The sequence below is a fragment of the Actinomadura sp. ATCC 39365 genome (assembly GCF_054392275.1).
This window is the reverse complement of the sequence record NZ_CP184335.1, coordinates 11,106,668-11,130,541: the sequence shown is the minus strand read 5'-3', so window position 1 is coordinate 11,130,541 and position 23,874 is coordinate 11,106,668. Positions and strand designations below refer to the sequence as shown.

Genomic DNA, 23,874 nt, shown 5'->3' with positions numbered 1-23,874 from the left:
ACGTGACCGAACCAGGGACGGCCGCGCGCATCGAGGCCGTGGCCCGGCGCATCCTCCTGGAGGAGGGCGCCGACGCCGTCAGCATGCGGCGCGTCGGCGAGGCCGTGGGCGTCACCGCCATGGCCATCTACCGGCACTTCCCCAACAGGGACGCGCTGCTGCGCGCCGTCGCCGACGCCGCCGCCCGCGAGCTGGCCGAGGCGTGGGCCCGCAGGCCCGGCACGGGCGACCTGGAGCAGCGCATCATGGCGGCGCTCGACGACTTCCTCGACTTCGCGCTCGGCAGCCCCCACCTGTACAACTTCCTCACCTCCGACGCCTGGGCGCGGGCCCGCCGCTTCCCCGACGACTTCCGCGACGGCCAGGGCCCGCCGTTCAGCGTGGTGGTGGCGCTGGCCGAGGAGGGTATGCGCGCGGGGGTGCTGCGCGAGGACGACCCGCTGGAGACCGCGCTCGCGGTCACGGCGAGCACCCAGGGCCTGGTCCAGCAGTACCTGAGCGGCCGGATGAGCATGGCCGAGCCCGACTTCCGCGCCCTGTGCCACCGCACGGTGACCCGGGTGCTCAACGGCGTGCGGAATAAACCATCTGTGCCCCTTTGTCCTTGACGGACATGAAGATTCGTTACGCCGGTGGCCCGACCGCCGTCATCGAGCTGGGCGGCGTCCGGCTGCTGGTCGATCCCACCTTCGACGCGCCGGGCGACCACCCGGTCGGCGCCAGGGTGCTCAAGAAGACGGCCGGCCCCGCCTTCGGCCCCGACGAGGTGGGCCCGGTGGACGCCGTGCTGCTCTCGCACGACCAGCACCCCGACAACCTCGACGACGCGGGCCGCGCGTTCCTCGCCACGGCGCCGCTGGTGCTGTCCACCGCCTCGGCGGCCGAGCGCGTCGGGGAGCCGGTGCGCGCCCTGCCCAACTGGAGCGAGACCGAGGTCGGCCCGCTGCGGGTGACCGGCGTGCCCGCCCAGCACGGCCCGGACGGGACCGAGCACCTGACGGGCGAGGTCACCGGCTTCGTGCTCACCGGCGAGGGCCTGCCCACCGTCTACGTGAGCGGCGACAACGCCTCGCTCGACGTCGTCCGGGCCGTGGCCGCCAGGTTCCCGCGGATCGACGTGGCGCTGCTGTTCGCGGGCGGCGCGCGCACCCCGCTCGTGGACGGCTTCCTGACGCTGACCAGCGAGGACGCCGTCACCGCCGCCGACATCCTGGGCGCGCGGCACGTCGTCCCGGTGCACTTCGAGCAGTGGGCGCACTTCACGCAGGGCAGGGACACGCTGGAGAAGGCGTTCGCGGGGCTCGGCGAGCGGTTCGTGCTGCTCGCCCCTGGCGAACAGGTGGAGGTTTCCTGACCTCGTCCTGACATGGTGGTCCGGTGAGCTGGAGCACGCGCGCGCTCGACGCGCTGGCCGCCGGGCCGCCGACCAGGCTGATCGACTTCCCCGTCCGGGTCCCGGGCGTGCGCCTGCTGCTGAAGGACGAGTCCGGCCAGCCGACGGGCAGCCTGCGGCACCGGCACGCCAGGGCCCTGTTCCGGCGGGCCGTGCTCGACGGCCTGATCACCGAGGGCACCACCGTGGTCGAGGCCACCGGCGGCAACGCGGCGGTCGCGCAGGCGTGGTTCGCCCGGCGGCTCGGCCTGCCCTACGTCGTGGTCATGCCGGGCGCGCACGACCCGGCGCGGGCCCGCGCGGTCGAGGCGTTGGGCGGCGAATGCCGGTTCGTGACGCCGCCCCTGGCCATCTACGACGCGGCCAGAGAGGCGGCCGGCGAGGCCCAGGGCCACTTCCTCGACCAGTTCGGCCGGGCCGCCCCGCACGACCTGGCCGAAGAGCTGTTCGCCCAGGTCCGTCCCGACTGGGTGGTGACCGGCGCCGCCACCGGCGCGACCTCGGCCACGCTGGGGGCCGTGGCCGGGGAGCACGGCTGCCGGGTGGCGGTCGCCGATCCCGACAACTCCGCCTACTTCCCGGGCTGGACCCTCGACGTGCCCGACTACGCCACCGGCATGCCCTCGCGGATCGAGGGCGTCGGCCGTCCGCGCGTGGAGCCGGGGTTCCGGCCCGACCTGGTCGATCTGGTGGTGCCGGTGCCCGACGCGGCGAGCGTGGCGGCGGCCAGGCACATCAGGGAGGTCACCGGGCTGCCGGTGGGCGGCTCGTCCGGCACCGCGCTGTGGGCCGCGCTCGACCTGGCCGGGCGCATGCGGGCCAGGGGCGAGAGCGGCACGATCGTCTCGCTGGTGGGCGACGCGGCCGAGCGCCACCTGGCGACGTACCACGACGACGCCTGGGCCGCCGGCAAGGGCCTCGACGTCGCCGGCCGCCTCACCGAGCTGCGGCAGCGGGTCTGATCCAGCCTTCCAGCCCCGCCAGGAAGTCCTCGAACAGGTGGCGGTGGATCGTGTGCTCGGCCCCCGAGACCACGCGCACCTCGAATCCCTTGCCCCGCAACTCCTCCTGGAACGCCGGCGGCACCAGGAAACTCGGGTCGGCCACCTGCACCAGCGACGGCACGACGGGCGCGGGCGTGAAGTCCATGCCCGACGCCTCGACGAGCGACAGCGCCGACCCGCGGTCCCAGCGCGCGAGCATCTCGACCTCGACCGCCACCTCCTCGGCCGAGAAGCCGGGGTGCAGGGCGGCGATCAGCTCGCCGGTCTCGTCGGTGAAGTCCGCCATCGACTCCAGCGCGCCGCTCTCCGGCGTCGGCAGGCGGAAGGCCGGGTCGGAGTAGACCGCCCGTCCGGGCATGAGCCGTTCGACGGCGAGGCCGAGCGTGAGGCCGCCGAGGGAGTGCCCGATGGCCAGCTCGGGGCGCGCGGGCACCGACTCCGCCAGCGACGAGGCGAACAGCTCGGGCGGATAGGCGTCGGCGCGGGGGCTCTCGCCGTGGCCGGGGAGATCGACGGCGATGACCCGGTAGCCGCGCGCGGCCAGCTCGGGGCCCACCCGCCACCAGCATCGCGAGTCGGCCATGATGCCGTGGACGAGGACGGCCAGGCGGTCGCCCGACCCCCATTCACGAGTGTGCAGCTTCATGCGGCAGCCTCTCCTGCTTATACGTATAAGCAGTTGATACCATCCACCCCGTGAACACGACAAGGGGGGACCGCCCGCCGACCAGCGTCGACGTGGCCAGGGCCGCGGGGGTCTCGCAGGCCACGGTCTCCTACGTGCTCACCGACAACCCCCACGCCCGGGTGAGCGAGGAGACCCGCAGGCGGGTCCGCGACGCCGCCGCCCGGCTGGGCTACGTGCCCGACGCCGCCGCCCGCGCGCTGCGTACGGGCCGCAGCGACATCGTGCTCATGCCGCTGTCGCGGGCCAGGACGGGCCGGCTGGCGCAGCAGGTGTCCGAAGAGCTGGAGGAGGAGTTCAGGGCCCGCGGCTACACCCTCGTCCAGTACGGCGAACGCGCCCTCAAGGGCGTGGCGGCGGCCAGGAGCTGGCTCGCCCTGCGGCCCTCGGCCGTCCTCGTCGAGGCCGCCCGGCTGACCAGGCCCGCCGTGGAGCTGCTGCACGCCTCGGGCGTCCGGGCCGTCATCGGCCTGTCCGACCAGCCCTCGCCCCTGGTGCCGGCCGTGGTGTTCGACCACCGGGCCCTCGGCGCCGTGGCGGCCCGCCACCTGGTCGAACGGGGCAGCCGGCGGCTGGCGGCCGTCGTTCCCCGGGAAGAGGGCATCGACGCCATGGGGCGGGCCCGGCTGGCGGGGGTGCGGGAGGTCGTCCCCGGGGCCGCGCGCATCGACCTGGCCTTCTCCGAGGAGGAGGCGGGGCGGGTCGTCCGCGCGGGCGATCTGCCCGACGGCGTCTTCGCCTACAACGATGAGTACGCGATGCTGCTGATCAGCGCGTTGCAGGACGCCGGTCTGCGGGTCCCCGGCGACGTCGCCGTGGTCGGCGCCGACGACCTGCCGATCTGCACGCTCATGCGGCCCCGGCTGACCAGCGTGCACTTCGACGCCACCGCGAGCCCGGCCGACCTGGCGGGCGAGATCGACGGGATCGTCCGCGGCGTGCGGCCGTCCGTGGCCGGCGAGGTCGTCGCCCGGTTCGAGCCCCGGCTGGTGGCCCGGGCCAGCGCCTGAGGCCGCCGCAGGGCGCGTAACGAGTTGGACGCGCGTCTTGTCAGCCCTTCCCATGCGACCTACAGTCCAGAGCAATCGTCGGTGATACGTATCACCAGTGCTCCGAAAGGTCCCCCATGGCTGAAACTCTGAGTGGCGCGCTCAGGGACACCCGGCGCGTCGGGCCGCTCTACCTGACGCTTCCGCTGGCCAACGTCGCCGTCATGTTCCTGTGGATGAGTGTGGGCGCGTTCGTCCTGCCCGTGCACGTGCAGCGCATCACCGGCGTCAACGACGTGGCCGCGCTGGGCCTGGCCAACTCGATCGGCCCGCTCATGGCCACCCTCGCCAACCCCGTCTTCGGCCAGATCTCCGACCGGACCAGATCGCGCTTCGGCCGCCGTTCGCCGTGGATACTCGGCTGCGTCCTGCTCGGCGTGCTCGCCCTGTTCGCGCAGGCCGGCGCGGGCAGCGTGCTCATGCTCGGCATCAGCTGGGCGGGCGTGCAGACCATCATGAACGGCTACCAGGCCGCCATGACCGCGATCCTGCCCGACCGGGTCCCGCCGAGCCGGTACGGCACCTACTCCGGCCTGTTCGGGCTCGGCACGCCGCTGGCCACGATCGCGGCGGCGATCATGTTCATCGTGTTCCCGCAGCTGGCCGCCGGTGGGGCGTACTACGTGGCGATGGCGCTGCTGCTGGTCGCGGCGGTGCTGGTCGTGGTCGCGACGCCGGACACGTCCTCGGTGGGGATGGCGCGCGAGCCGTTCAGGCTGGGCGCGTTCCTGGCCGCGTTCGTACGGCCGCTGAGGACTCCGGACTTCACCTGGGCCTTCGTGTCGCGCTTCGGCGTCATGCTCGGATATTTCGTCATCTTCACCTTCAACCTCTTCCTCCTTGAGGACTTCATCAAGATCCCCAAGGGCGAGGTGGTCGCCACGATGGGCCTGCTGATGCTCATCGGCCAGGCCGCCACGCTGCTCGCGGTGCTCATGATCGGCCCGATCTCCGACCGCCTCGGCCGCTTCCGGCTGTTCGCGCTCGTCGCCGGGCTGTCCTCGGCGGTGTTCCTGGGCATCCCGCTGGCGATGCCGACGTTCGAGGGCATGATCGTCTACAACGTCGCGCACGGCATCGCGTTCGGCGTCTACCTGGCCGTGGACATGGCCCTGGTGACGAAGGTGCTGCCGGACCCCGGCGACGCGGGCAAGGACATGGGCGTCATCAACATCGCCAACGCCGGGCCGCAGATCCTGGCGCCCGCCCTCGCCGCCGTCGTGGTGGGGATGGGCGGCTACCCGGCGCTGTTCGTCGTGGGCATCGTGATCTCGCTGGTCGGCTCCGTCGGGGTCCTCAAGATCAGGGGTGTGCGCTAGCGTCGGCGGCATGACGGAACTTGACCCCAGATTGCGCGCGATCACCGATTTGATGGTGTCCGAGGCGCGCGAAGGGGGCGGCAGGCACGAGTACGACGGCCAGATCCAGGACCTGTCGCCCGAGGGCGTACAGGCCGGTCTGGCGCGCCTGGGCAAGGGCGACGCGCCGGCCGACCCGCACGACGCCGAGCATCTGCAGATCTTCGAAGAGACCATGCGCACCCAGCTCGGCGAGCTGGAGCTGCACCGCAAGAACCCCCTGATCCACCTGTCCAACCTCGACCTGGCCTGCTACGACCGCGACTACGGCCCCGAGGCCGAGCGCACCGCCGCCAGGGCCGCCCACCTCGCGCAGTGGCCGGCCGCCGTGGACGCCGCGATCGCCGCGCTCGACCAGGTCGCGGCCCCGGTCGCCACGTCCCTGCTGGGCGCGGTCAAGGGCCTGGCCGCGGGCATCACCGACGAGGCCGCGATCGAGGCCCACGGCAGGCTCGTGGCCCACGTGGCCCGCGCCGCCGCCGAGGGCGACCCCGACGCCGCGCTCGGCGGCGCGGCCCTGGTCAAGCTCATGAGCAGCGCCGAGGGCCTGCCGGTCGACCTGGGCAGGCTGGCCGAGCGCGCCGACGCCGAACGCGACCGGCTCATGGGGCTGCTCGCCGAGTCCTGCGCCAAGCTCGGGCGTTCCGAGCGGCCCCTCGACGTCGTGCGCGAGCTGGTCAAGGACCACCCCGACGCCGACGGCGTGATCGAGGCGGCCAGGATCGGCACCGAACGGGCCATCGCCTTCACCCGCGAGAAGGACCTCGTGCCCTACCACGACGGCGAGTGCCTGGTCGGGCTGGCGCCGGAGTCGCGCCGCTGGGCCATGGCCATGATGGCGTGGAACTCGCCGGGCGAGCCCGAGGGGCCGTCCTGGTACCACATCACGCCGCCGGACGCGTCCTGGAGCGAGCGCGACCAGGAGGAGTGGCTGGAGGTCTTCAGCGCCACCACGCTGCCCGCGATCAACGTGCACGAGGTGGCCCCCGGCCACTTCTCGCACGCCCGCGCGCTCCGCCGGGCCCCCTCCGACGTGCGGCGGCTGCTGCAGTCGATGGCCTTCGTCGAGGGCTGGGCCCACTACGCCGAGGAGCTGTGCGTCGAGGAGGGCTACGCGCCCGACGACCCGCGTTTCGAGATCGGCGTCTGGGTGGAGGCCCTGATCCGGGTAACCCGGCTGGCCTGCGCGATCGGCGTGCACACCGGGCAGATGACGGTCGAGGAGGGCGCGCGGCGCTTCGAGTCCGACACCCACCTGGCCGGTCCCGCCGCGCTGTCGGAGGCCCGCCGCGCCTCCTTCGACCCGACGTACGGCCGCTACACCTGGGGCAAGCTGCTCATCCTCGACCTGCGCGAGCAGGCGCGCGAGCAGTGGGGAGCGGGCTTCACGCTCCAGCGTTTCCACAAGGCGCTGTTCGACCTCGGCTCGCCGCCCCTGGGCCTGATCGGCGCCATCCTGTAGCGTCGGGGGAGCCGAGCGAGCGCTAGGGAGGTTCAGGCGATGCGTGAACTGTCCGGCAGGGTCGCGGTGGTGACGGGCGCGGCCAGCGGCATCGGCAGGGCCCTGGCCGTCCGGTTCGCCGCCGAGGGCATGGCGTTGATGCTGGCCGACGTCGATCCCGGCGGGCTGGCCGAGACGGCCGCGCTCGCGCGGAAGGCGTCCGCCGGGCCGGGCGAGGTGCTCACGCAGGTCACCGACGTCTCGGACGCGGCGGCCGTGCAGCACCTGGCCGACCGGAGCTTCGGCGCGCTGGGCGCGGTGCACGTGCTCTGCAACAACGCCGGCGTCCACCAGGGCGGCCGCCTGTGGACCAGGACCGCCGAGGACTTCGCCTGGCTGCTCGGCGTGAACCTGTGGGGCGTGCTGCACGGCGTGCGCGCGTTCGTGCCGCGCATGATGCGGCAGGACACCGAGGGGCACGTCGTCAACACCGTGTCCGTGGCCGGGCTGCTCGCCGCGCCGGGCGCGGGCGGTTACGCGGTCACCAAGTACGCCGCGCTGGCCGCCTCCCAGTCGCTGGCCCAGGACCTCGCCGCCGTGGGCTCCAAGCTCCGCGTGAGCGCGCTGTGCCCCGGCGCGGTCAGGACGCGGATCGACGACTCGGCCCGGTCCCGCCCGGCCGGCCTGGTCACCACCCCGACGGACGACGAGACGGCCGCGCGCGAGGCCGTCGGGGCGGCCATGGCGCGCGGCGTCGAGCCCGCCGAGGTCGCCGCCCTGGTCGTGCGGGCCATCCACGAGGAACGTTTCCTCGTGCTGACCCACCCCGAGTTCGCCGACCGGCTGCGCAGGCAGACCGAGCTGCTGCTGGCCGGCGAGCTGCCCGGCGCTACCAGCGGCGCTCGTGGGCCAGCACGCTCACCACGCTCCCGCGCCGCGGATTGACCAGCAGCCGGACGAAGTCGCCCGGCAGCACGTCCTGGTAGACGCGCTCCTTGGCCCGGTACGCCGGCGCCCGCTCCGACGTGCCGTCGTGCACCGCCAGGTAACAGGTGCGCGAGGAGGACAGGTCGTCGCCGTGCTCGGTCACGATCCAGCGCTTGACCACCCGCCCCTCGACCTCCTGCCGTTTGGGCGCGCCGCCGTCGCGCGGAGCGGGCTCGACCAGGACGCCGCGCCACCCGTCGCCGGTGAAGATCCACTCCTGCCGCGGGTCGACCGGAGCCGGCTCGGGCCCGGCGACCTCGCGGCCGAGCGGCGTCAGCACGAACCCGCGCCCGCCCAGCAGCAGCGCGGCCCCGGCCACGAACGCCCCCGCCGTCGCGATCCAGCCGGGCCACGACACGCCCGCCTGCGAGATGGTGACGTACCAGGGCACGGCGAGCCCGGCGGCCAGCAGCAGCGGCACGAGCATGCTCTGCCAGCGCCGCCGCGCCAGCCCGAGGTCGATGGCGCTCTGCCGGACCAGGGGCACGAACTCGGCGTCGAGGTCGCCGCTGTCCGGCATCAGGGCGGCGACCGGCGCCTGCGGCGCCCCGCCCATCCGCGCGGCCACCCGGTCGAGCACCCATCGCTCGTACGGCCACACCTGCCCCTCGCCCGTCGCGGAGAGCGTGAGCCGGTCGCCCCGGATCGTCAGGAACCCGCGCCTGGCCAGCTCGAAGACCGTGGCGTGGAAGACCTCACCGGCCCGCAGCCCGCGTAAGAGCTCGACGACGGCGGGCGGCGCCGGGGGAGCAGGGGCCGCCGGGGGCGCGGCGGCCCGGCGCGTCGTCAACCCGAACGCGGCGGCCAGCGCGGCGAACCACAGGGCCCACGCCGAGGCCGGCCAGACAAGATCCACCGTTCTGTGTTAGCACGAGTGACGGTGTGAGGCCAGGCGTAATACCCGAGGCCGATACAATGAAGGCACCGCATTTCGCCTTTGGGGGGTTCTCACGGTGTCTGAATTCGACACAGTACTGGTGGTCGACTTCGGCGCACAGTACGCGCAGCTCATCGCGAGGCGGGTGCGCGAGTGCCACGTCTACTCCGAGATCGTGCCGTCGTCGATGTCCGTCGAGGAGATGATGGCCAAGAAGCCGAAGGCGATCATCCTGTCCGGCGGCCCGTCGTCGGTCTACGCCGAAGGCGCGCCGCCCGTGCCGCACGGCCTGTTCACGACCGGCGTGCCCACGTTCGGCATCTGCTACGGCTTCCAGGCCATGGCCCAGGCGCTGGGCGGCGAGGTCGCCCGCACGGGTGTCGCCGAATACGGCGGCACCGCCCTGGAAGTGCTCGACGAGGGCGTCATCTTCCAGGGGCTGCCCGCCGCGCAGACCGTCTGGATGTCCCACGGCGACAGCGTGGCCGCGGCCCCCGAGGGCTTCGCGGTCACCGCCTCCACGAGCGAGACGCCGGTCGCCGCCTTCGAGAACCCCGAGCGCGGCCTCTACGGCGTGCAGTTCCATCCCGAGGTGCTCCACTCCGAGCACGGTCAGGCCGTGCTCAAGCACTTCCTCGACGCGGCCGGCTGCCGTCCGTCGTGGACCATGCTCAACATCGTCGAAGACTCCGTCGAGGCCGTGCGCCGGCAGGTCGGCGACGGCCGCGCCATCTGCGCGCTGTCGGGCGGCGTCGACTCGGCGGTGGCCGCGGCGATCGTCCAGCGGGCCATCGGCGACCGGCTGACCTGCGTCTTCGTCGACCACGGCCTCCTGCGCAAGGGTGAGGCCGAGCAGGTCGAGCGCGACTTCGTGGCCGTCACGGGCGTCAAGCTGCGCGTCGTCGACGCCGCCGACCGCTTCCTGAAGGCGCTGGAGGGCGTCACCGACCCGGAGGAGAAGCGGAAGATCATCGGCCGCGAGTTCATCCGCGTCTTCGAGGACGAGCAGCGCGCCATCATGGCCGACGGCCCGGTCGACTTCCTGGTCCAGGGCACCCTCTACCCCGACGTCGTCGAGTCCGGCGGCGGCACGGGCACCGCCAACATCAAGTCCCACCACAACGTCGGCGGGCTGCCGGAAGACCTCCAGTTCAAGCTGGTCGAGCCGCTGCGCGCGCTGTTCAAGGACGAGGTCCGCAGGGCCGGCGAAGAGCTGGGCCTGCCGCCCGCCATGGTCTGGCGGCAGCCGTTCCCCGGCCCCGGGCTCGGCATCCGCATCGTCGGCGAGGTCACCCGCGACCGCCTGGCGCTGCTGCGCGAGGCCGACGCCATCGCCCGCGAAGAGCTCTCCCGCGCCGGCCTCGACCGGCAGATCTGGCAGTGCCCGGTGGTGCTGCTGGCCGACGTGCGTTCGGTGGGCGTGCAGGGCGACGGCCGCACCTACGGCCACCCGGTCGTGCTCCGGCCGGTGACGTCCGAGGACGCGATGACGGCCGACTGGGCCCGGGTGCCCTACGACGTCCTGTCGCGCATCTCCACCCGCATCACCAACGAGGTGCGCGAGGTCAACCGGGTGGTGGTCGACGTCACGAGCAAGCCCCCGGGCACCATCGAGTGGGAATGATCCCGTGTGCGAACGGCCCGGACCGGCTTACGGTTCCGGGCCGTTCGCATGTCCGGCCATGAGCGGTTAATGCAGGTCAGAGGGTTGGTTATGGTGGAAGGAGGTCGATTCGCCAGACCCGCTGGACCCCGGCCCGTTACGATTGCTCAGCTCGTGGACGCATACCGGAAAGTTTCTTGGGAAAAGTGCGTGAGTTTGGGCCACTTCTTGGCCGTAGTGGGCAGTGGGGCACCTGAGGCGTCGATTCGTTAGAGCTCGGTGCCGGTGACGAAGGGTGCAATTGCCAACATGGCCCATGCGAGTGAGGATGTCCGGCAGCCGTTGGTGTTGCTCGTGGAGGACGATCCGCAGGATGCGCTGATCGTCCAGGAGCTGCTGGAGGACAGCGGCCTTGCCGTCCGGCTGGAGTGGGCGCGTTCGGTGGACGAGGCCCGCAGGGCGCTGGCCCGCCTGCGTCCCCAGTGTGTGCTGCTGGACCTCGGCCTGCCCGACTCCTACGAGTTCTCCGCTTTGTCGTCGGTGCTGGAGGAGGCCGGGGACGCCGCGGTCGTCGTGCTGACCGGCCTGGCCGAAGAGAGCGCGGGCCTCGCCGCGGTGACCGCCGGAGCCCAGGACTACCTGGTCAAAGGTCGGGTCGAGGCCGAATGGCTGGGCCGCACGCTGCGCTACGCCATGCAGCGCAAGCAGGCCGAGCAGGCGGCCGTGGCGCTGCACACCGAACGTATGCGCGCCAAGGAGAACGCCCGCCTGGAGCGCGGCCTGCTGCCGACGCCGCTGCTGCAGGAGATGCCCCTGGAGGTCGCCTCCCGCTACCGGGCCAGCCGCGGCTCGGCCACGCTCGGCGGCGACTTCTTCGACGTCGTCGAGACCGACGACAAGGTCGTGCACGCGGTGATCGGCGACGTCTGCGGCCACGGGCCCGACGAGGCGGCGCTCGGCGTCTGCCTGCGCATCGCCTGGCGGACGCTGGTGCTCAACGGCATGACCGGCGTCCCGCTGCTGCGCCAGCTCGAACGTATTCTCCGGGCCGAGCGGGCCGGCTCGGAGATCTTCGTCACGATGTCCACGGTCGTCCTGGAGCCCGACCGGCACACGATGCGCGTCTGGCGCGCCGGGCATCCCGGCCTGCTGGTGCACGCGGCCGACTCGGTGGTCCTCGCCGACCCGCGGCAGGGGCCCGCGCTCGGCCTGCCCATCGAGGCCGAGTGGGAGGAGGACCTGCTGGAGCTGCCCGAGGGCGGCGGCGTGACGCTCTACACCGACGGCCTCTTCGAGCGCCGGCTGCCGGGCGACACGCCGCGGTGGCTGGGCGAGGAGGGCCTGCTGGAGTTGTCCTCCCGGTGGACGGGCCTGGGCAGCGAGGAACTGCTCGACGCGATCCTCGCCGACGTCGAGGCGGCCGCCGTCCACGACGCGGCGACCGACGACGTCGCCGTCGTGCACCTGCGCTGGAAAGACGAATCGTGAGCGAACAGGCGTCCGTGCTGGAGAGGCAGGCCGTGCAGAAGGTTTCCCGTACGCGTGGCGGCGAGCAGGGCTGGCGGCGGCTGACCGTCCACGGCTGGTTCGTGCTGATGATCGCGGCCGTGTCGGTCCTGGTGGTCACCTGCGTCGTGGTCGCCACCGTGATGCTCGACCGCACCGCGCGGCTGTCGGACCAGGTCATCCTGCGCATCTCGCCGGCCAGGATCGAGGCCGCCCAGTTGCGCAGCACCCTGATCGACCAGGAGACCGGCGTACGCGGTTTCCTGCTGACCGGCAACGAGGACTTCCTGCAGCCTTACACGGCGGGCGTGGCGGACGAGCGGCGCAGCCGCGAACGCATCGCCACGCTCATCGGCGACCGTCCGGAACTGGTCGGCGAGCTGAACGCGGTCAGGGACGCGGCCGACACCTGGCGGCGCGACTACGCCGAGCCGCTCACCGCCGACAAGCGGGCCGACGGAGTCATCTCCGCGAGCCGCATCGAGAGCGGCAAGCACGCCTTCGACGAGATCAGGACGCTGCTCGACCGGCAGGACGACCGGCTGGCCAAGGCCCGGCAGCGCGCCCAGGAGGAGCTGCGGCAGGTCGAGCAGGTGCGCAACCTGGCCTTCGTCGTCATGCTGATCCTGTTCCTGGTGGCCGGCGTCGCGATGGCGGTGCTGCTGCGGCGGGCGATCGGGCGTCCGCTGGACGAGCTGCGCGAAGCCGCCCGCGACATCGCCGCCGGCGACTTCGACCGGGCCATCCCCGCCAGCGGCCCGGCCGACATCCGCGAGGTCGCACGGGACGTGGAGTCGATGCGGACGAAGATCGTCTTCGCCCTCGACGAGTTCCGCAAGCAGCACGTCCTGCTGCGTGAGCAGGCGGCCGGCCTCGACGCCCAGGCCGAGGAGCTGCGGCGGTCGAACGCCGAGCTGGAGCAGTTCGCCTACGTCGCCTCCCACGACCTCCAGGAGCCGCTGCGCAAGATCGCCACGTTCTGCCAGCTCCTCCAGAAGCGCTACGGCGACGTGCTCGACGAGCGCGGCGTCCAGTACATCCACTTCGCCGTCGACGGCGCCACCCGCATGCAGGTCCTGATCAACGACCTGCTCACCTTCTCCCGCGTCGGCCGCCTGTACGACGACCGCAAGCCGGTCGAGCTCGAGGAGTCGCTCGACAAGGCGCTGGTGGACCTGTCGGCGGTGATCGAGGAGACCGGCGCCGAGATCGAGCGGCCCGACCCGCTGCCCAACGTGACCGGCGACCCCACCATGCTCGGCATGCTCTGGCAGAACCTCGTCGGCAACGCGCTGAAGTTCCGCGCCCCCGACCGCGCCCCCCGCATCCGGATCACCTGCGAGCAGCGGGAGAACGAGTGGCTGTTCTCGGTCACCGACAACGGCATCGGTGTGGAGGCCGAGTTCGCCGATAAGATCTTCATCATCTTCCAGCGCCTGCACAGCCGGGAGGCCTACAGCGGCACCGGCATCGGCCTGGCGATGTGCAAGAAGATCGTGGAGAACCACGGCGGTACGATCTGGCTCGACACCGGCCACACCGAGGGAGCCCGGATCAGCTTCACCCTGCCCGCCGTCACCGACGAAGGAGCAACCGCATGACCGTCCAGCCCATCGAAGTGCTCCTGGTGGAGGACGATCCCGGTGACGAGCTCATCACCCGCGAGGCGTTCGAGGACAACAAGATCCGCAACAACCTCCACGTCGTCCGCGACGGCCTGGAGGCGCTCGACTTCATCTACCAGCGCGGGGCGCACGTGGGCGCGCCGCGGCCCGACCTCGTCCTGCTCGACCTCAACCTGCCCAAGTACGACGGGCGGCAGGTGCTGGAGAAGATCAAGGGCGATCCGGAGCTGCGGGCGATCCCGGTCGTCGTCCTGACCACCTCCTCGGCCGAGGAGGACATCCTGCGCAGCTACAAGCTGTTCGCCAACGCGTACGTGACCAAGCCCGTCGACCTTGAGCAGTTCATGGCCGTCATCCGGCAGATCGACGAGTTCTTCGTCACCGTGGTGCGGCTGCCGGGCCGTACCCGGCTGCCCGACGGGCAGGGGCTGGTTTAGTCGTCCTCGGCGGCGGGCGGGGGCGGCCGGCGCAGCGCGCGCCGTGCCGACCGGGCCGCGGCGAGCAGCAGCCGCCCGACGCTCGCCACGAGCAGCGGCACCAGCAGCAGCCCGACGAAGATCGGCGCGGCCATGTACCGGAAGTCCTGGGCCGAGATGTTGGCCAGCACGGCGAGCTGCTGCCCGGCCACGACCGCCGCCACCCCTGCCACATAGCGGTTGCGCAGGGCCAGCGCCCCCAGCGCCACCGCCGCGTACGACAGGTAGGCCCACGAGGCCCCCCGCCAGAACACCCAGTCCCACTGCGGGAGCAGCGCCCCCGCCAGCCACGGCTCGGCCACCTGGTTCAGCTCGGCCGACAACGGCCGGAGCGAGAACACCCCCCGGCCGGCGAAGTCCGGCACCTTGCCGGGCCCCACGTACGTGTCGGCGCTGGGCCGCCGCGAGAACCGGTACGTCATCCCGCCGACCACGTACGGGTCCTGGACCGGGCTCCACGCGATCGCCCCCCGGCACAGGCGGGTGCCGACGATCATCCCGGGATCGTCGGCCAGCAACCGTTCCCACAGGCCGAGCAGCTCGCCCGCGTGCGCGTCGGCGGCCGGCCAGCTGAAGTCGCGACGCCAGATCAGCAGGTTGACCGTGGCGCAGGTGCCGCCCTCCCACCACCTGCTGAGCGGCGCGACCGAGGTCATCAGCGCCTTGTCCTGCTCGGTGAACAGCTCGGGACGCTCCCTGAACGCCACCGCCACGTCGGCGAAGGCCGTGTGGTAGACGTACGTGCTGGACGGCGGCGTGATGCCGAACCGCGGGAACAGCAGGTTCGTGAGCAGCAGCGGAACGGCGGCCGCCACCGTGCCGACGAGCGCGAGCCGTACCCGCCGCGTGGCGACGACCACCAGCAGGACGGCGACGGCGATGCCCACCACCAGGAAGCCGTTCGCGCGGAAGAGCCCGAGCAGCGTCATCAGCACGCCGAGCCCGGCCAGGGAGACCCGCCGGCGTGCGGCCATGCGCGCGCAGACCCCCGCGATCATGATCGCGCAGATCGTGAACGGCACGTCCTTCCACAGCGTGACCGTGAACGCCCCCACCGTCGGCGTCACCGGCGCCAGCACCGCCACCAGCGTCGTGGCCCACCGCGGCGCCCCCAGCGCCACGAGCGACCGCGCCAGGTACGTCAGCGCCCCCGCCATCGCCGTGGTCTGCGCGAACGAGACCGCCCCGAGGTCACCCGTCTTGGTGAAGCTCAGCCACAACAGCGCGTCGTAGGCCACCGAATGATCGCTCACCCACGGCCCGACGATCGTGTGGCTGAGATAGAGCACCGAGTCGCGGCTGAACAGCCCGGGGTAGAAGGCCGCCCACCAGCAGGCGAGCACCGCCTGAATGATCAGGAAGGTGACGAGGGCGGCCCATGGCCTGGGACGTGCGGCGGCGGGGCTGACACTCTCCATGGTTCCAGCACTCAGGAGGGAGACGTGCTCAGAAGTAGCTCACTCCGGAGTCGGGCCCCTTGCCGCGCAGCAGCGTCGGGACGGTGACGAGGGTGTAACCCTGCTTCTTGAGCTCCTTGAGGATCTCGGGCATCGCCTTGACGGTCTGCGGGACCGTGTCGTGCATGAGGATGACGCCGTCGCGCTTGGCCAGCTTCAGCACGGTCGCCTTGATCTTCTTGGCGTCGCGCAGTTTCCAGTCGAGCGTGGTGCCCGTCCACAGGATCTCGGCGAGGTCCTGCTGGTCGGCCATCCGCAGCACGCGCTCGTCGGTGTGCCCGTAGGGCGGGCGGTACATCTTCGGCCGGTGGCCCGTGGCGTCCTCGATGAGGGCCTGGGTGGTGCGCAGCTCTTCGATGATGGCGTTGTCGCCCAGCGTCGGCAGCGAGGGGTGGGAATAGGTGTGGTCGCCGATCGCGTGCCCCTCCGCGGCCTGCTGCCGGGCCAGCGCCGGACGCCGCTCGACCTGCTTGCCGACGAGGAAGAAGGTGGCCTTGGCCCCCTCTTTCCTGAGTGCCTTGAGCAGCGTCGCCGTGTGCTCGCTCGGGCCGTCGTCGAAGGTCAGCGCCAGGCACTTGAGCCGGGCACAGTCGATCTTCGGGGCGGCGGCCGCGGGCGTGGCTGTCAGGGCCAGGGTGGCCGCGAGGAGGGCGTGAATCACCACACGCGACAGCCTAGAACCATCCGGGCCCATCCGCGTCACCGGACATCGACTTGAGACCTGACCCCGGCCTTCCCCCTTGTGGTTCGGGACCCGTCACCTGCCCAGCCTGGCCCGCAGGAACAGCGTCACGCCCTTCAGTGACCTGACCGGGAGGTAGCGCTCGGCGCGCACCACCATCGACAGGCCCGCATTGACCACCGCGGGCGTCCGCTGCAGGTCGCTGCCCCTCGACCGCCGCCGGTGCCGGGCCACCAGCGGACGCAGCAGCACGTTCCAGCTCCACAGCCGGTCCACCTTCAGCCCGGCCTTCTCCACCACGACGGTCAGCGTGTCGCGGCCGTAGCGGCGTACGTGGCCCACGGCGTCGTCGTGCGCCGACCACAACGCCATGTCGCACGGGACGGCGATCAGCGCGTGCCCGCCGGGCGCCAGCACCCGGGCGATCTCCTCGGTGACGAGATGGTCCTCGTGGATGTGTTCGAGCACGTCGAACGCGGTCACCAGGTCCATGCTCGACGACTCGAACGGCAGCGCCCGCGCGTCGGCGTGCACGGCTTTGAGCCCGCGTTCCCTGGCGACCTCGACCGCCGTCTCGCAGTAGTCCGTCGCGGTGGCGTCCCAGCCCGCCTCGACCAGCACCCGGGTGTTCCCGCCGCCGGCCGCGCCGACGTCGAGCGCCCGCCCGGGACGGCCCAGCTCGCGCAGCTCCCTGCGCAGGATCGCCCGGCGCTCCCGGTACCACCAGTGGGTGTCCTCGAGGTCGAGCAGCCGGCGGATCTCAGTGGTTTCCATGTGGTTGGTTCCTTGTGCGGGAGAAGACCCAGCGGTCCAGAGCGGTGAAGCGGATAAGGGTGAGCAGGCCGTACGTGGCGACCACCGCGCTCATCTCCATCAGCCGCCCGGCCCCCGGCGACACGCTGCGCAGGCCGAGCACGGCGGAGGTGGTCAGGAGGTAGTTCGCCAGGAAGAGCAGCGCCGCCCGGAAGTGCATCGCGGTACGCCGTCCGCCCAGCCGGTTGAACGTCCAGCGCCGGTTCGCCTCGGTGTTGACGAACCCGGTGAGCACGAGCGCGCCCAAATTGGCCGGGGCGGGCGCCCAGACGCCGCGCAACGGCAGGTAGATGAGCGCGTACAGCAGGACGGAGAACACGCCGATCGCGGCGAACGAGGCGAACTTCGCCAGCGTCACCGCCCTCGGCCGGGCGACCACCGCGTCGGGATGCGTGGGCCGCAGCTCCGAACGTGTCACCTCGACCTCGGCCCGGCCCGTCGACATCGACCAGGCGACCCTGGCCAGGCCCTTCAGGTCGTCGATCGCCGTCCTGACCACGCGGACGCGCGAGTCGGTGTCCTCGATCCAGTCGACCGGCACCTCGTGCACGCGCAGGCCGTTGTGCTCGGCCAGCAGCAGCAGCTCGGTGTCGAAGAACCAGGCGTCGTCCTCGATCTTGTCCATGAGCGGCCGGACCACGTCGGTCCTGGCCGCCTTGAACCCGCACTGGGCGTCGCTGAACCTGACCCCGAACCCGTACCTGAGCAGCGCGTTGTAGCTGCGCGAGACCACCTCGCGGCGGATCGAGCGCAGGGTGCGGGCGCTGTGCGCGAGCCGGGTGCCGATGGCGATCTCCGAATGCCCGCTCGCCACCGCCGCGACCAGCGGGAACAGCGCGCCGAGGTCGGTGGACAGATCGACGTCCATGTACGCGACGATGTCGGCCGGGCTCTCCCGCCAGGCCGCCTTGAGCGCGGCTCCGCGGCCCCGGATGTCGAGCCGGCGGGCGTGCACCCGGTCGTGCTCGGCGGCCAGCCGGGTGGCGATGGGCCAGGTGTCGTCGGTGCTGCCGTTGTCCACGACCGTGATGCGCCACGGCAGCGGGAACCTGTCCTCCAGGAACGCGGCCAGCGTGCGCACGCAGCCCGGCAGCGCCCGCTCCTCGTTGAGCACGGGGATGACGATGTCGACGGTCGCCAGGCCGGCCGAGGTGTCCAGGACGTTGGGGCTCGGGTCCATGGCGGCACGCGTGTCCATAGGATTCCTGATCGCTTGCGGCGGTAGGTTCACGGAAATGGTGCTGGGGGCGTCCAGCGGGGCGCGTGCCGTTTCTCCTCACCATTCCATGAACGGTGACAAGCTTTACCTGGTCGTGAGCTCGTACACGGAGACGTCGGCGTTGCGGAAGCGCAGTTCGGCGTATGTCTCCAACGCCGGATCATTGCCGGTGAACAGCCATTTGACGCCGTATTTCCGCCGGAGCCTGCGGACGTTCGCCGCCGACGGCTCGCGGAAGGCCGCGTCGTTGTCCGCCAGCCTGGCCTGGTCGGCGAACGGCACCTGGAGGTAGGGGGTCACGAACATCTCGGCGCGCGACAGCGTGCTCTCGGCGTACGCCCAGCCCTCGACCAGCACCCGGCGCTCGGCGAACCCCGAGACCCAGAAGTGCCTGCTGTCGCACGTACGGCGGGGCGCCGGGTTGCGGCAGTGGAGGTCGGTGGCCACCACGTCGCCGGGCGCGGAATGGTCGCGCAGCCACCGTCCGGCCTCCAGCGCCCCGGCCGGGATCAGCCGCTCGCGCTCCCACGGCTCGGGCACGATGTGCACGACCGCCTCCCGCAGCGAGGTCGGCACGGCGTACCCCGCCAGCAGCGCCACCACCGCCAGCGAGAACCCCCTCCGCCGGAACGCCAGCACCACCACGGCCACCCCCGCGAGCACCAGGTACGGAACCAGCACCCGCACCAGCGCCGCACCCGGCGGCACCAGCCGCGAGGCCACGACGGCCACCGCCGCCCCCGCCCCGGCCAGGCCCGCGACCACCGCCCACGGCACCCGCCGCCGTTCCACGGCCGCCACTACCCCGCACACCGCGGCCACCGACAGGTACGGCCGCACCCCCTCCAGGAAGTAGAGCTGCGCATCGGAGGGATGGCCGAGCACCATGATCGCGCCGATGCCCGCCAGCCCGACGCCGACCGGCAGCAGCACCGCCGGGTCCAGCAGCCGGGCCTTCAGCGCCGCCACGCCGCCCCACACGCAGAACAGGCAGAACAGGTGCACACCGGCGAACACCAGCACCGGCCCCCACGGCTCGGCGGCCAGCGCGGGCGGCTGCACGTCCGCCACCACCCCCCACAACGTGCGCATCGTGGCGAACGGCGCCACCACCGTGCCCTGCGCCCCCCGCCCGAACACCAGGAACTGCGCGATCAGCAGGCAGCCGAACGTGATCGCCGCCGGCACCACCCACTCCCACCGCAGCCGCCGGTCCACCGGCAACCGCACGACCAGCACGAACACCAGCCCGGCCAGCAGCAACGGCAGGAACGTCGCCTTCGCCCCCGTCAGTGCCAGCAGCAGCGCCGCCACCGCCGCCCACCCCCTCGGCCGCATGGCGGTGAGCACCAGCACCACGGGCGCGAACAACAACGCGCCGAACGTCTGCGTCGGGCTGGCCCACACGGTGAACATCGACCGCGAGGTGAACACCACGCCCTCCTGCAACACCGGGGCGAACAGGAAGTACGTGACGCCGACCGCCGCCACCCCCGCCCCCCACCGCCCGCCGAGCCGCCGCCCGAGCACCGCCACGAGCACGACCATCGCGAACGTCATCGGCAACGTGGACAGCCGGTAGACCAGCGTCACCGGCTCGATCCCGGTGACCCAGCTCGTGGCCGCCATCTCGGCGTAGACGAACCAGTGGTAGGACAGCCGCTCGCCCAGCACCGACGGCACCGTGGGCGGCACGTGGTTCCTGACCTCGCCGAGCAGCGCCAGGTGGTAGGGCATGTCGACGTACGCGTCGGTGATCGGCACGCGGTAGAGCGACCGGGCGCAGAAGGCCAGCAGGTAACCGGCGACCCCGGCCAGCGACCAGGCGCACCACCAGGGCATCCGTTCGCGTTCTGCCCGGCCCCGCCAGTGACGCCGCAACCGCGGCACCGCGAGGAACGCCGCGACGGCGATGACCGGCCAGCCCAGGACGAGCAGCGGCAGGCCGGCCGCGCGGGCGGGGATGTAGACCAGGACCTCGACCGCGTACCCGAGGGCCAGCCCGGCGGCCGCGTCCTCGGCGAACGACCGGCCGCCGCCGGTGAGGGCCCGCCAGAGCAACGTCCCCGGCAGCGCCACCCCGAGCAGGACGTACGCGGCGAAGGCCACCAGATCGCCTGCCGGAACCCCGCACCACGACAACACCCAGGCGGCCCCGCCCAGCACCACCCCGGCCGGCAGCCCCCCGCGAGCAGCCGCCGCGCCCACCCCGGTGCCCGCCGCTCCCTGACCGCGGCCGCCACCACCACAGCCGTCATCCCACCGCCACCCCCTCATGCCTCCGAGCCCCGCACCCGCCCCGGCGGGACACCTCCGAGGCAGCCCCGGACATCACGGGTGGCTCATCGCCCGACGGCACGATGGCCGTCGGCGGACCCTCGGCGGCCTGCGGAGGAACTTTCGTCATCGGTGCGCCGCCCCGTGCGAGGGCTCATCTGACCACGGTCACCAGTCGCGTGAACTCGCCCGGCAGGTCGACGCCGTCCCACACCCGGTGGAAGCTCAACGCGCTGCCCACCGGCACCATGCGATCGACCCCGCGACCGGCGAGCCCCCGGGCCAGCTCCTCCAGCTCGCCCAGCGAGAAGCCGAAGTGGGTCAGCGTCTGGTCCTTGCGCTCGACCATCGGGATCAGCTCCGCCAGGGTCCGCACCCGCGCGTGCGCGAACGTGCCCGCGCCCAGCCACCGCCGCGGCATGGCGGCCGCCGCCGCCAGCGTCACGTTGGCCAGCGCGTTGCCCCGGAACTCGATCAGGTCCACCAGCCCGTCGGCGGCCAGCCCGTAGACCGAGACCCGCTTCTCCACCGCCATCGCCGCGTCGACGTCCCACCCGCGCCCGGCCAGCACCCGCGACACCTGCTCGGTGAAGTCGCCCCGGGCCGCCTCGCAGTCGCCGTCGGCCCCCACCCAGAACACGGTGCGGGGCGAGGAGCAGGCGGCCTGGTCGAACCAGTAGCTGTCGTTGACGAACCCCTCGGCCGCCGCCACCCTGGCCGCGCGCGGCGCGCACAGCCAGGCCGCCGCGTTCACCACCGCGAACGACGAACGGTCGGGGAAGGTCAGGTCGCGGGCGTGCGGCGCGAGCGGGTGGCGGCGCACCTCGCGTACGGTGTCGTCGCCGCCCCAGATCACCCGCAGGTCGCAGGCGGCCGACAGGGCGGCGGTGACCGCCTCGGCACGCCGGTCGTAGGAGACGATGCGCTGCGTGGCAGTCACCACCGGATCGGCGTCGGCCAGCGCCTCCCCGAGCGTGTCGATGACGACCGCAGCGACCGCCCCCGCGCGCGGCGACAGGCGGACGACGTTGCGGTTGCCCATCAGGGCCGACAGGGCCCAGGAGTAGACGAAGACGGTGTCGACGTTGGCCGGAGGGAGATGGAAGACCAGGCCGCGCGGCACGCGTACGTGCGGGGTGCGCAGCTCTTCGAGGGTGCGGGCCAGCTCGCTGGGCCGCAGGAAGAACCCCAGCGAGCCCAGCTCGGGATGGCGGCGGGCCAGCGCGGGCCGCAGCAGCCGCTTGCCGAACGCCGCCAGGAACGCGCGCATCCGCTCGTCGCCCACCTCAAGGGGCTCGCCCTGCCGCACCTGCGCGACCAGCTCCTCGACGGGGACGGGCGAGCCGCCCGGCGGAAAGCGCACCACGACCCCACCCGCGTCGCCCACCCGCGGGATCCGGGTGGTGATCGATCGATCGGTCATCAGCCGCCCTGCCCGAACGTGTCGCTGCAACCGCGCGCCTCGGCCCGCGGCAGCCTGCCCAGCACGGTGAACCGCTTGCCCGGCCAGTGGCCGTCGTCGACGCCGTGCACCATGCCGAGGTCTTCGGTCAGCAGCGCGTGGCCGGGATAGGAGGTGGGCAGGGTGCTGACCACCTCGATCAGCCCCGGCTCGCCGGGCGGGACCTCCCGCCAGGTGCCGGGGTCGCGGATGACGACGTCGGCGAAGTCGGGGCAGTAGAGCCCGTCGCCGTCGGGGCCCTCCAGGAAGACCGTGCCGATCTGCTCGACCATGCCGTAGAAGTTGTGGACCCTGGTCAGCCCGCACTCGGACGCCAGCCGCCGGCGGAAGGCGTCGTTGTCGACCGCCTGCTCGGCCAGCCGCTTCCAGCCGCCCGAGTGGATCAGCACGCCCTGGGACAGGTCGGCCCCCAGGCCGAGCAGGTAGAGCCAGACCATGAACGTGAACCCGAAGACCAGGAACGGCTCGCCGCCGTGGCGGGCCAGGAACGCCTCGACGGCCGCCGCGTCGACCTCGCCCTGCTCGTCGAGGACGAAGGTGTGGTCTCTGCCGAAGTTCATCATCCCGAGCACCCCGGCCCCCGGGCGCTCAGGGCCGGGCCGCGGACGACCGAGCGGCCGTCGACGATCAGCATCGGCAGCCGCCGCTCGCCCAGCACCGCCCGCAGGGTCGCGGCCAGCATGCGCGGCTGCGCGGCGGCCGCCTCCCGGTCGAGGTAGACCCGGCTCGGCCGCTGCCCGGTGGTGCCGCTGGAGGTCAGGACCCGGAACACCGCCTCGGACGGGACGCTGCGCAGCTCGTGGGTCTTGAACAGCCGCACCGGCAGCCACGGCAGGTCGGCCACCCGCTCGTAGGGCGGATGGGCGCCGATCGCGTCGAGGATCCGCCGGTAGGGCGGGCACGCCCGCCGGTGCCGCTCGGTCAGCGCCGCCAGCTCCCCGGCCAGCACCTCCTCCCGCGCGGCCGCGTCGAGCGTGAACACGCTCACCGCCCGGCCTCCGCGGCCGACTCCAGCGCCCGGTAGTCGATCTTGCCGGTGGGCAGCAGCGGCAGCCGTTCGACGGCGCGCACGTCGAAGCCGCTCCAGTGGAGCCGCAGCTCGGCGCCCAGCCGGCGGGCCAGGTTGCGGCACCCGGCCGCGTCGAGCCCTTCGGCCCACACTGTGACCCGGTCGTCGCCGCTGGTCGCCGCGACCGGCACGGTGTCGCGCAGCAGGTGCTCGACGTCGTCGAGGTTGACCCGTACGCCGAAAATCTTGGCGATGCGCCTGAGCCGCCCGGTGACGTAGAGGAACCCCTCGTCGTCGAGCCGGCCGAGGTCGCCGGTGCGCAGCACCCCGCCCAGGTCGTCGGGCCTGGCCAGGTCGGCGGCGGTCTCGGCGTAGCCCATCATCACGTTGGGCCCGTGGTAGACGACCTCGCCGCCGTCGATCGTCAGCCGCCCGCCGGGGACGGCCTGCCCGGCCGAGCCGGGCTTGTCGGCGAGCCGGTCGGGCGGCAGGACGGTGATGCGGGCCGTGGCCTCCGTCTGCCCGTACATGACGAAGAAGCGGTCGGCCTGGGCGGCGAACAGGGACACCAGCTCGGGGCTGAGCCGGCCGCCGGCCTGGGTGAGCGTGCGGATCGTGGGATGCTCGGCGCGGTCGAAGCGGAGCCTGCGCAGCATCTCGTACTGGTAGGGGACGGCCGCGAGCGAGGTGCACTTGTGCTCGTCGAGGTGTGTCCAGAAGGACCGTTCGAGCAGCCCGGCCTCGGTCAGGACGACCGTGGCCCCCGCGTGGAGGTGGCTGTTGAGCACCGACAGGCCGTAGCTGTAGTGCAGCGGCAGGCTCGTGGGCGCGATCTCGCCGGGCATGATCGACAGCGCCGAGGCGATGGCCGCGGCGTTGGCCGAGACGGCCTCCCGGGACAGCCGCACCAGCTTGGGGTTGCCCGTCGAGCCCGAGGTGGCCAGGAGCACG

General features: G+C 72.6%; 22 protein-coding genes. 11 read left to right on the top strand and 11 right to left on the bottom strand.

Translation table 11 applies throughout. The features are described from left to right. Positions 1-2 precede the first annotated feature (2 nt). Genes ACNF49_RS53135 through ACNF49_RS53125 form a run of 3 tightly spaced genes read left to right on the top strand, consistent with a single transcriptional unit; the run spans position 3 to position 2,355 of the window. Entirely contained in the window at positions 3-608 is a 606-nt protein-coding gene (locus ACNF49_RS53135; RefSeq protein ID WP_357982638.1) for a TetR/AcrR family transcriptional regulator, read from the top strand. A 5-nt stretch (positions 609-613) separates the two neighbouring features. After that, positions 614-1,354, top strand: coding sequence for an MBL fold metallo-hydrolase (locus tag ACNF49_RS53130; RefSeq protein ID WP_482942394.1), 741 nt, complete (start codon positions 614-616; stop codon positions 1,352-1,354). Between the two features lie 23 nt (positions 1,355-1,377). Next, positions 1,378-2,355: a PLP-dependent cysteine synthase family protein gene (locus ACNF49_RS53125; protein WP_482942393.1), complete on the top strand. Its 978-nt coding sequence runs from the start codon at positions 1,378-1,380 to the stop codon at positions 2,353-2,355. Here the strand turns inward: ACNF49_RS53125 and ACNF49_RS53120 are convergent. Further along, entirely contained in the window at positions 2,330-3,043 is a 714-nt protein-coding gene (locus ACNF49_RS53120) for an alpha/beta fold hydrolase (RefSeq protein WP_482942392.1), read from the bottom strand. The genes ACNF49_RS53125 and ACNF49_RS53120 overlap by 26 nt on opposite strands. A 50-nt stretch (positions 3,044-3,093) precedes the next feature. Here ACNF49_RS53120 and ACNF49_RS53115 point away from each other — a divergent pair, with 50 nt between their 5' ends. From ACNF49_RS53115 to ACNF49_RS53100, 4 genes are all read left to right on the top strand, one after another. Beyond that, complete coding sequence (locus ACNF49_RS53115; protein WP_357982626.1) at positions 3,094-4,092, top strand: LacI family DNA-binding transcriptional regulator; 999 nt, start codon at positions 3,094-3,096, stop codon at positions 4,090-4,092. 116 nt (positions 4,093-4,208) lie between these two features. Continuing rightward, complete coding sequence (locus tag ACNF49_RS53110; RefSeq protein WP_482942391.1) at positions 4,209-5,450, top strand: MFS transporter; 1,242 nt, start codon at positions 4,209-4,211, stop codon at positions 5,448-5,450. A 10-nt stretch (positions 5,451-5,460) separates the two neighbouring features. After that, entirely contained in the window at positions 5,461-6,951 is a 1,491-nt protein-coding gene (locus ACNF49_RS53105) for a DUF885 family protein (RefSeq protein ID WP_482942390.1), read from the top strand. 39 nt (positions 6,952-6,990) lie between these two features. Further along, the gene (locus ACNF49_RS53100) at positions 6,991-7,875 is read left to right on the top strand and encodes an SDR family NAD(P)-dependent oxidoreductase (RefSeq protein ID WP_357982617.1); all 885 of its coding nucleotides are present in this window, start codon (positions 6,991-6,993) and stop codon (positions 7,873-7,875) included. Here the strand turns inward: ACNF49_RS53100 and ACNF49_RS53095 are convergent. Continuing rightward, complete coding sequence (locus tag ACNF49_RS53095; RefSeq protein WP_357982614.1) at positions 7,820-8,773, bottom strand: DUF2207 domain-containing protein; 954 nt, start codon at positions 8,771-8,773, stop codon at positions 7,820-7,822. The two genes, ACNF49_RS53100 and ACNF49_RS53095, sit on opposite strands and share 56 nt — an antisense overlap. 97 nt (positions 8,774-8,870) lie before the next feature. Here ACNF49_RS53095 and guaA point away from each other — a divergent pair, with 97 nt between their 5' ends. The 4 genes from guaA (at position 8,871) to ACNF49_RS53075 (ending at position 13,965) form a co-directional block, all read left to right on the top strand. Then, complete coding sequence (gene guaA / locus ACNF49_RS53090; RefSeq protein WP_357982611.1) at positions 8,871-10,418, top strand: glutamine-hydrolyzing GMP synthase; 1,548 nt, start codon at positions 8,871-8,873, stop codon at positions 10,416-10,418. A 288-nt stretch (positions 10,419-10,706) separates the two neighbouring features. After that, complete coding sequence (locus ACNF49_RS53085; RefSeq protein ID WP_357982608.1) at positions 10,707-11,885, top strand: PP2C family protein-serine/threonine phosphatase; 1,179 nt, start codon at positions 10,707-10,709, stop codon at positions 11,883-11,885. Then, positions 11,882-13,504, top strand: coding sequence for a sensor histidine kinase (locus ACNF49_RS53080; protein WP_357982605.1), 1,623 nt, complete (start codon positions 11,882-11,884; stop codon positions 13,502-13,504). Before ACNF49_RS53085 ends, ACNF49_RS53080 begins: the two co-directional genes overlap by 4 nt. After that, complete coding sequence (locus ACNF49_RS53075) at positions 13,501-13,965, top strand: response regulator (protein ID WP_482942389.1); 465 nt, start codon at positions 13,501-13,503, stop codon at positions 13,963-13,965. Before ACNF49_RS53080 ends, ACNF49_RS53075 begins: the two co-directional genes overlap by 4 nt. On the opposite strand, the gene ACNF49_RS53070 is transcribed toward ACNF49_RS53075, so the two are convergent. From ACNF49_RS53070 to ACNF49_RS53030, 9 genes are all read right to left on the bottom strand, one after another. Continuing rightward, positions 13,962-15,422 (bottom strand): hypothetical protein, encoded by a 1,461-nt coding sequence (locus ACNF49_RS53070; RefSeq protein WP_482942388.1) that lies wholly within the window; start codon positions 15,420-15,422, stop codon positions 13,962-13,964. The two genes, ACNF49_RS53075 and ACNF49_RS53070, sit on opposite strands and share 4 nt — an antisense overlap. Positions 15,423-15,450: 28 nt before the next feature. Next, positions 15,451-16,125: a polysaccharide deacetylase family protein gene (locus ACNF49_RS53065; RefSeq protein ID WP_357982599.1), complete on the bottom strand. Its 675-nt coding sequence runs from the start codon at positions 16,123-16,125 to the stop codon at positions 15,451-15,453. A gap of 93 nt (positions 16,126-16,218) precedes the next feature. After that, on the bottom strand, positions 16,219-16,917 hold the full coding sequence (locus ACNF49_RS53060; RefSeq protein ID WP_357982596.1) for a class I SAM-dependent methyltransferase: 699 nt from the start codon (positions 16,915-16,917) through the stop codon (positions 16,219-16,221). Then, the gene (locus ACNF49_RS53055; RefSeq protein WP_357982593.1) at positions 16,904-18,154 is read right to left on the bottom strand and encodes a glycosyltransferase; all 1,251 of its coding nucleotides are present in this window, start codon (positions 18,152-18,154) and stop codon (positions 16,904-16,906) included. Before ACNF49_RS53055 ends, ACNF49_RS53060 begins: the two co-directional genes overlap by 14 nt. 105 nt (positions 18,155-18,259) lie before the next feature. Then, on the bottom strand, positions 18,260-20,452 hold the full coding sequence (locus ACNF49_RS53050; protein ID WP_482942387.1) for a hypothetical protein: 2,193 nt from the start codon (positions 20,450-20,452) through the stop codon (positions 18,260-18,262). Between the two features lie 154 nt (positions 20,453-20,606). Beyond that, complete coding sequence (locus ACNF49_RS53045; RefSeq protein WP_357982587.1) at positions 20,607-21,875, bottom strand: acyl-CoA reductase; 1,269 nt, start codon at positions 21,873-21,875, stop codon at positions 20,607-20,609. After that, positions 21,875-22,474: a LuxE/PaaK family acyltransferase gene (locus ACNF49_RS53040; protein ID WP_498703752.1), complete on the bottom strand. Its 600-nt coding sequence runs from the start codon at positions 22,472-22,474 to the stop codon at positions 21,875-21,877. The genes ACNF49_RS53045 and ACNF49_RS53040 overlap by 1 nt, the downstream gene beginning before the upstream one ends. Next, positions 22,474-22,902: a LuxE/PaaK family acyltransferase gene (locus tag ACNF49_RS53035; protein WP_482942385.1), complete on the bottom strand. Its 429-nt coding sequence runs from the start codon at positions 22,900-22,902 to the stop codon at positions 22,474-22,476. Before ACNF49_RS53035 ends, ACNF49_RS53040 begins: the two co-directional genes overlap by 1 nt. After that, a complete protein-coding gene (locus ACNF49_RS53030; protein WP_482942384.1) occupies positions 22,899-23,873 on the bottom strand; it encodes an AMP-binding protein in 975 nt (324 codons plus the stop codon). Before ACNF49_RS53030 ends, ACNF49_RS53035 begins: the two co-directional genes overlap by 4 nt. Between the last annotated feature and the right edge of the window lies 1 nt (position 23,874).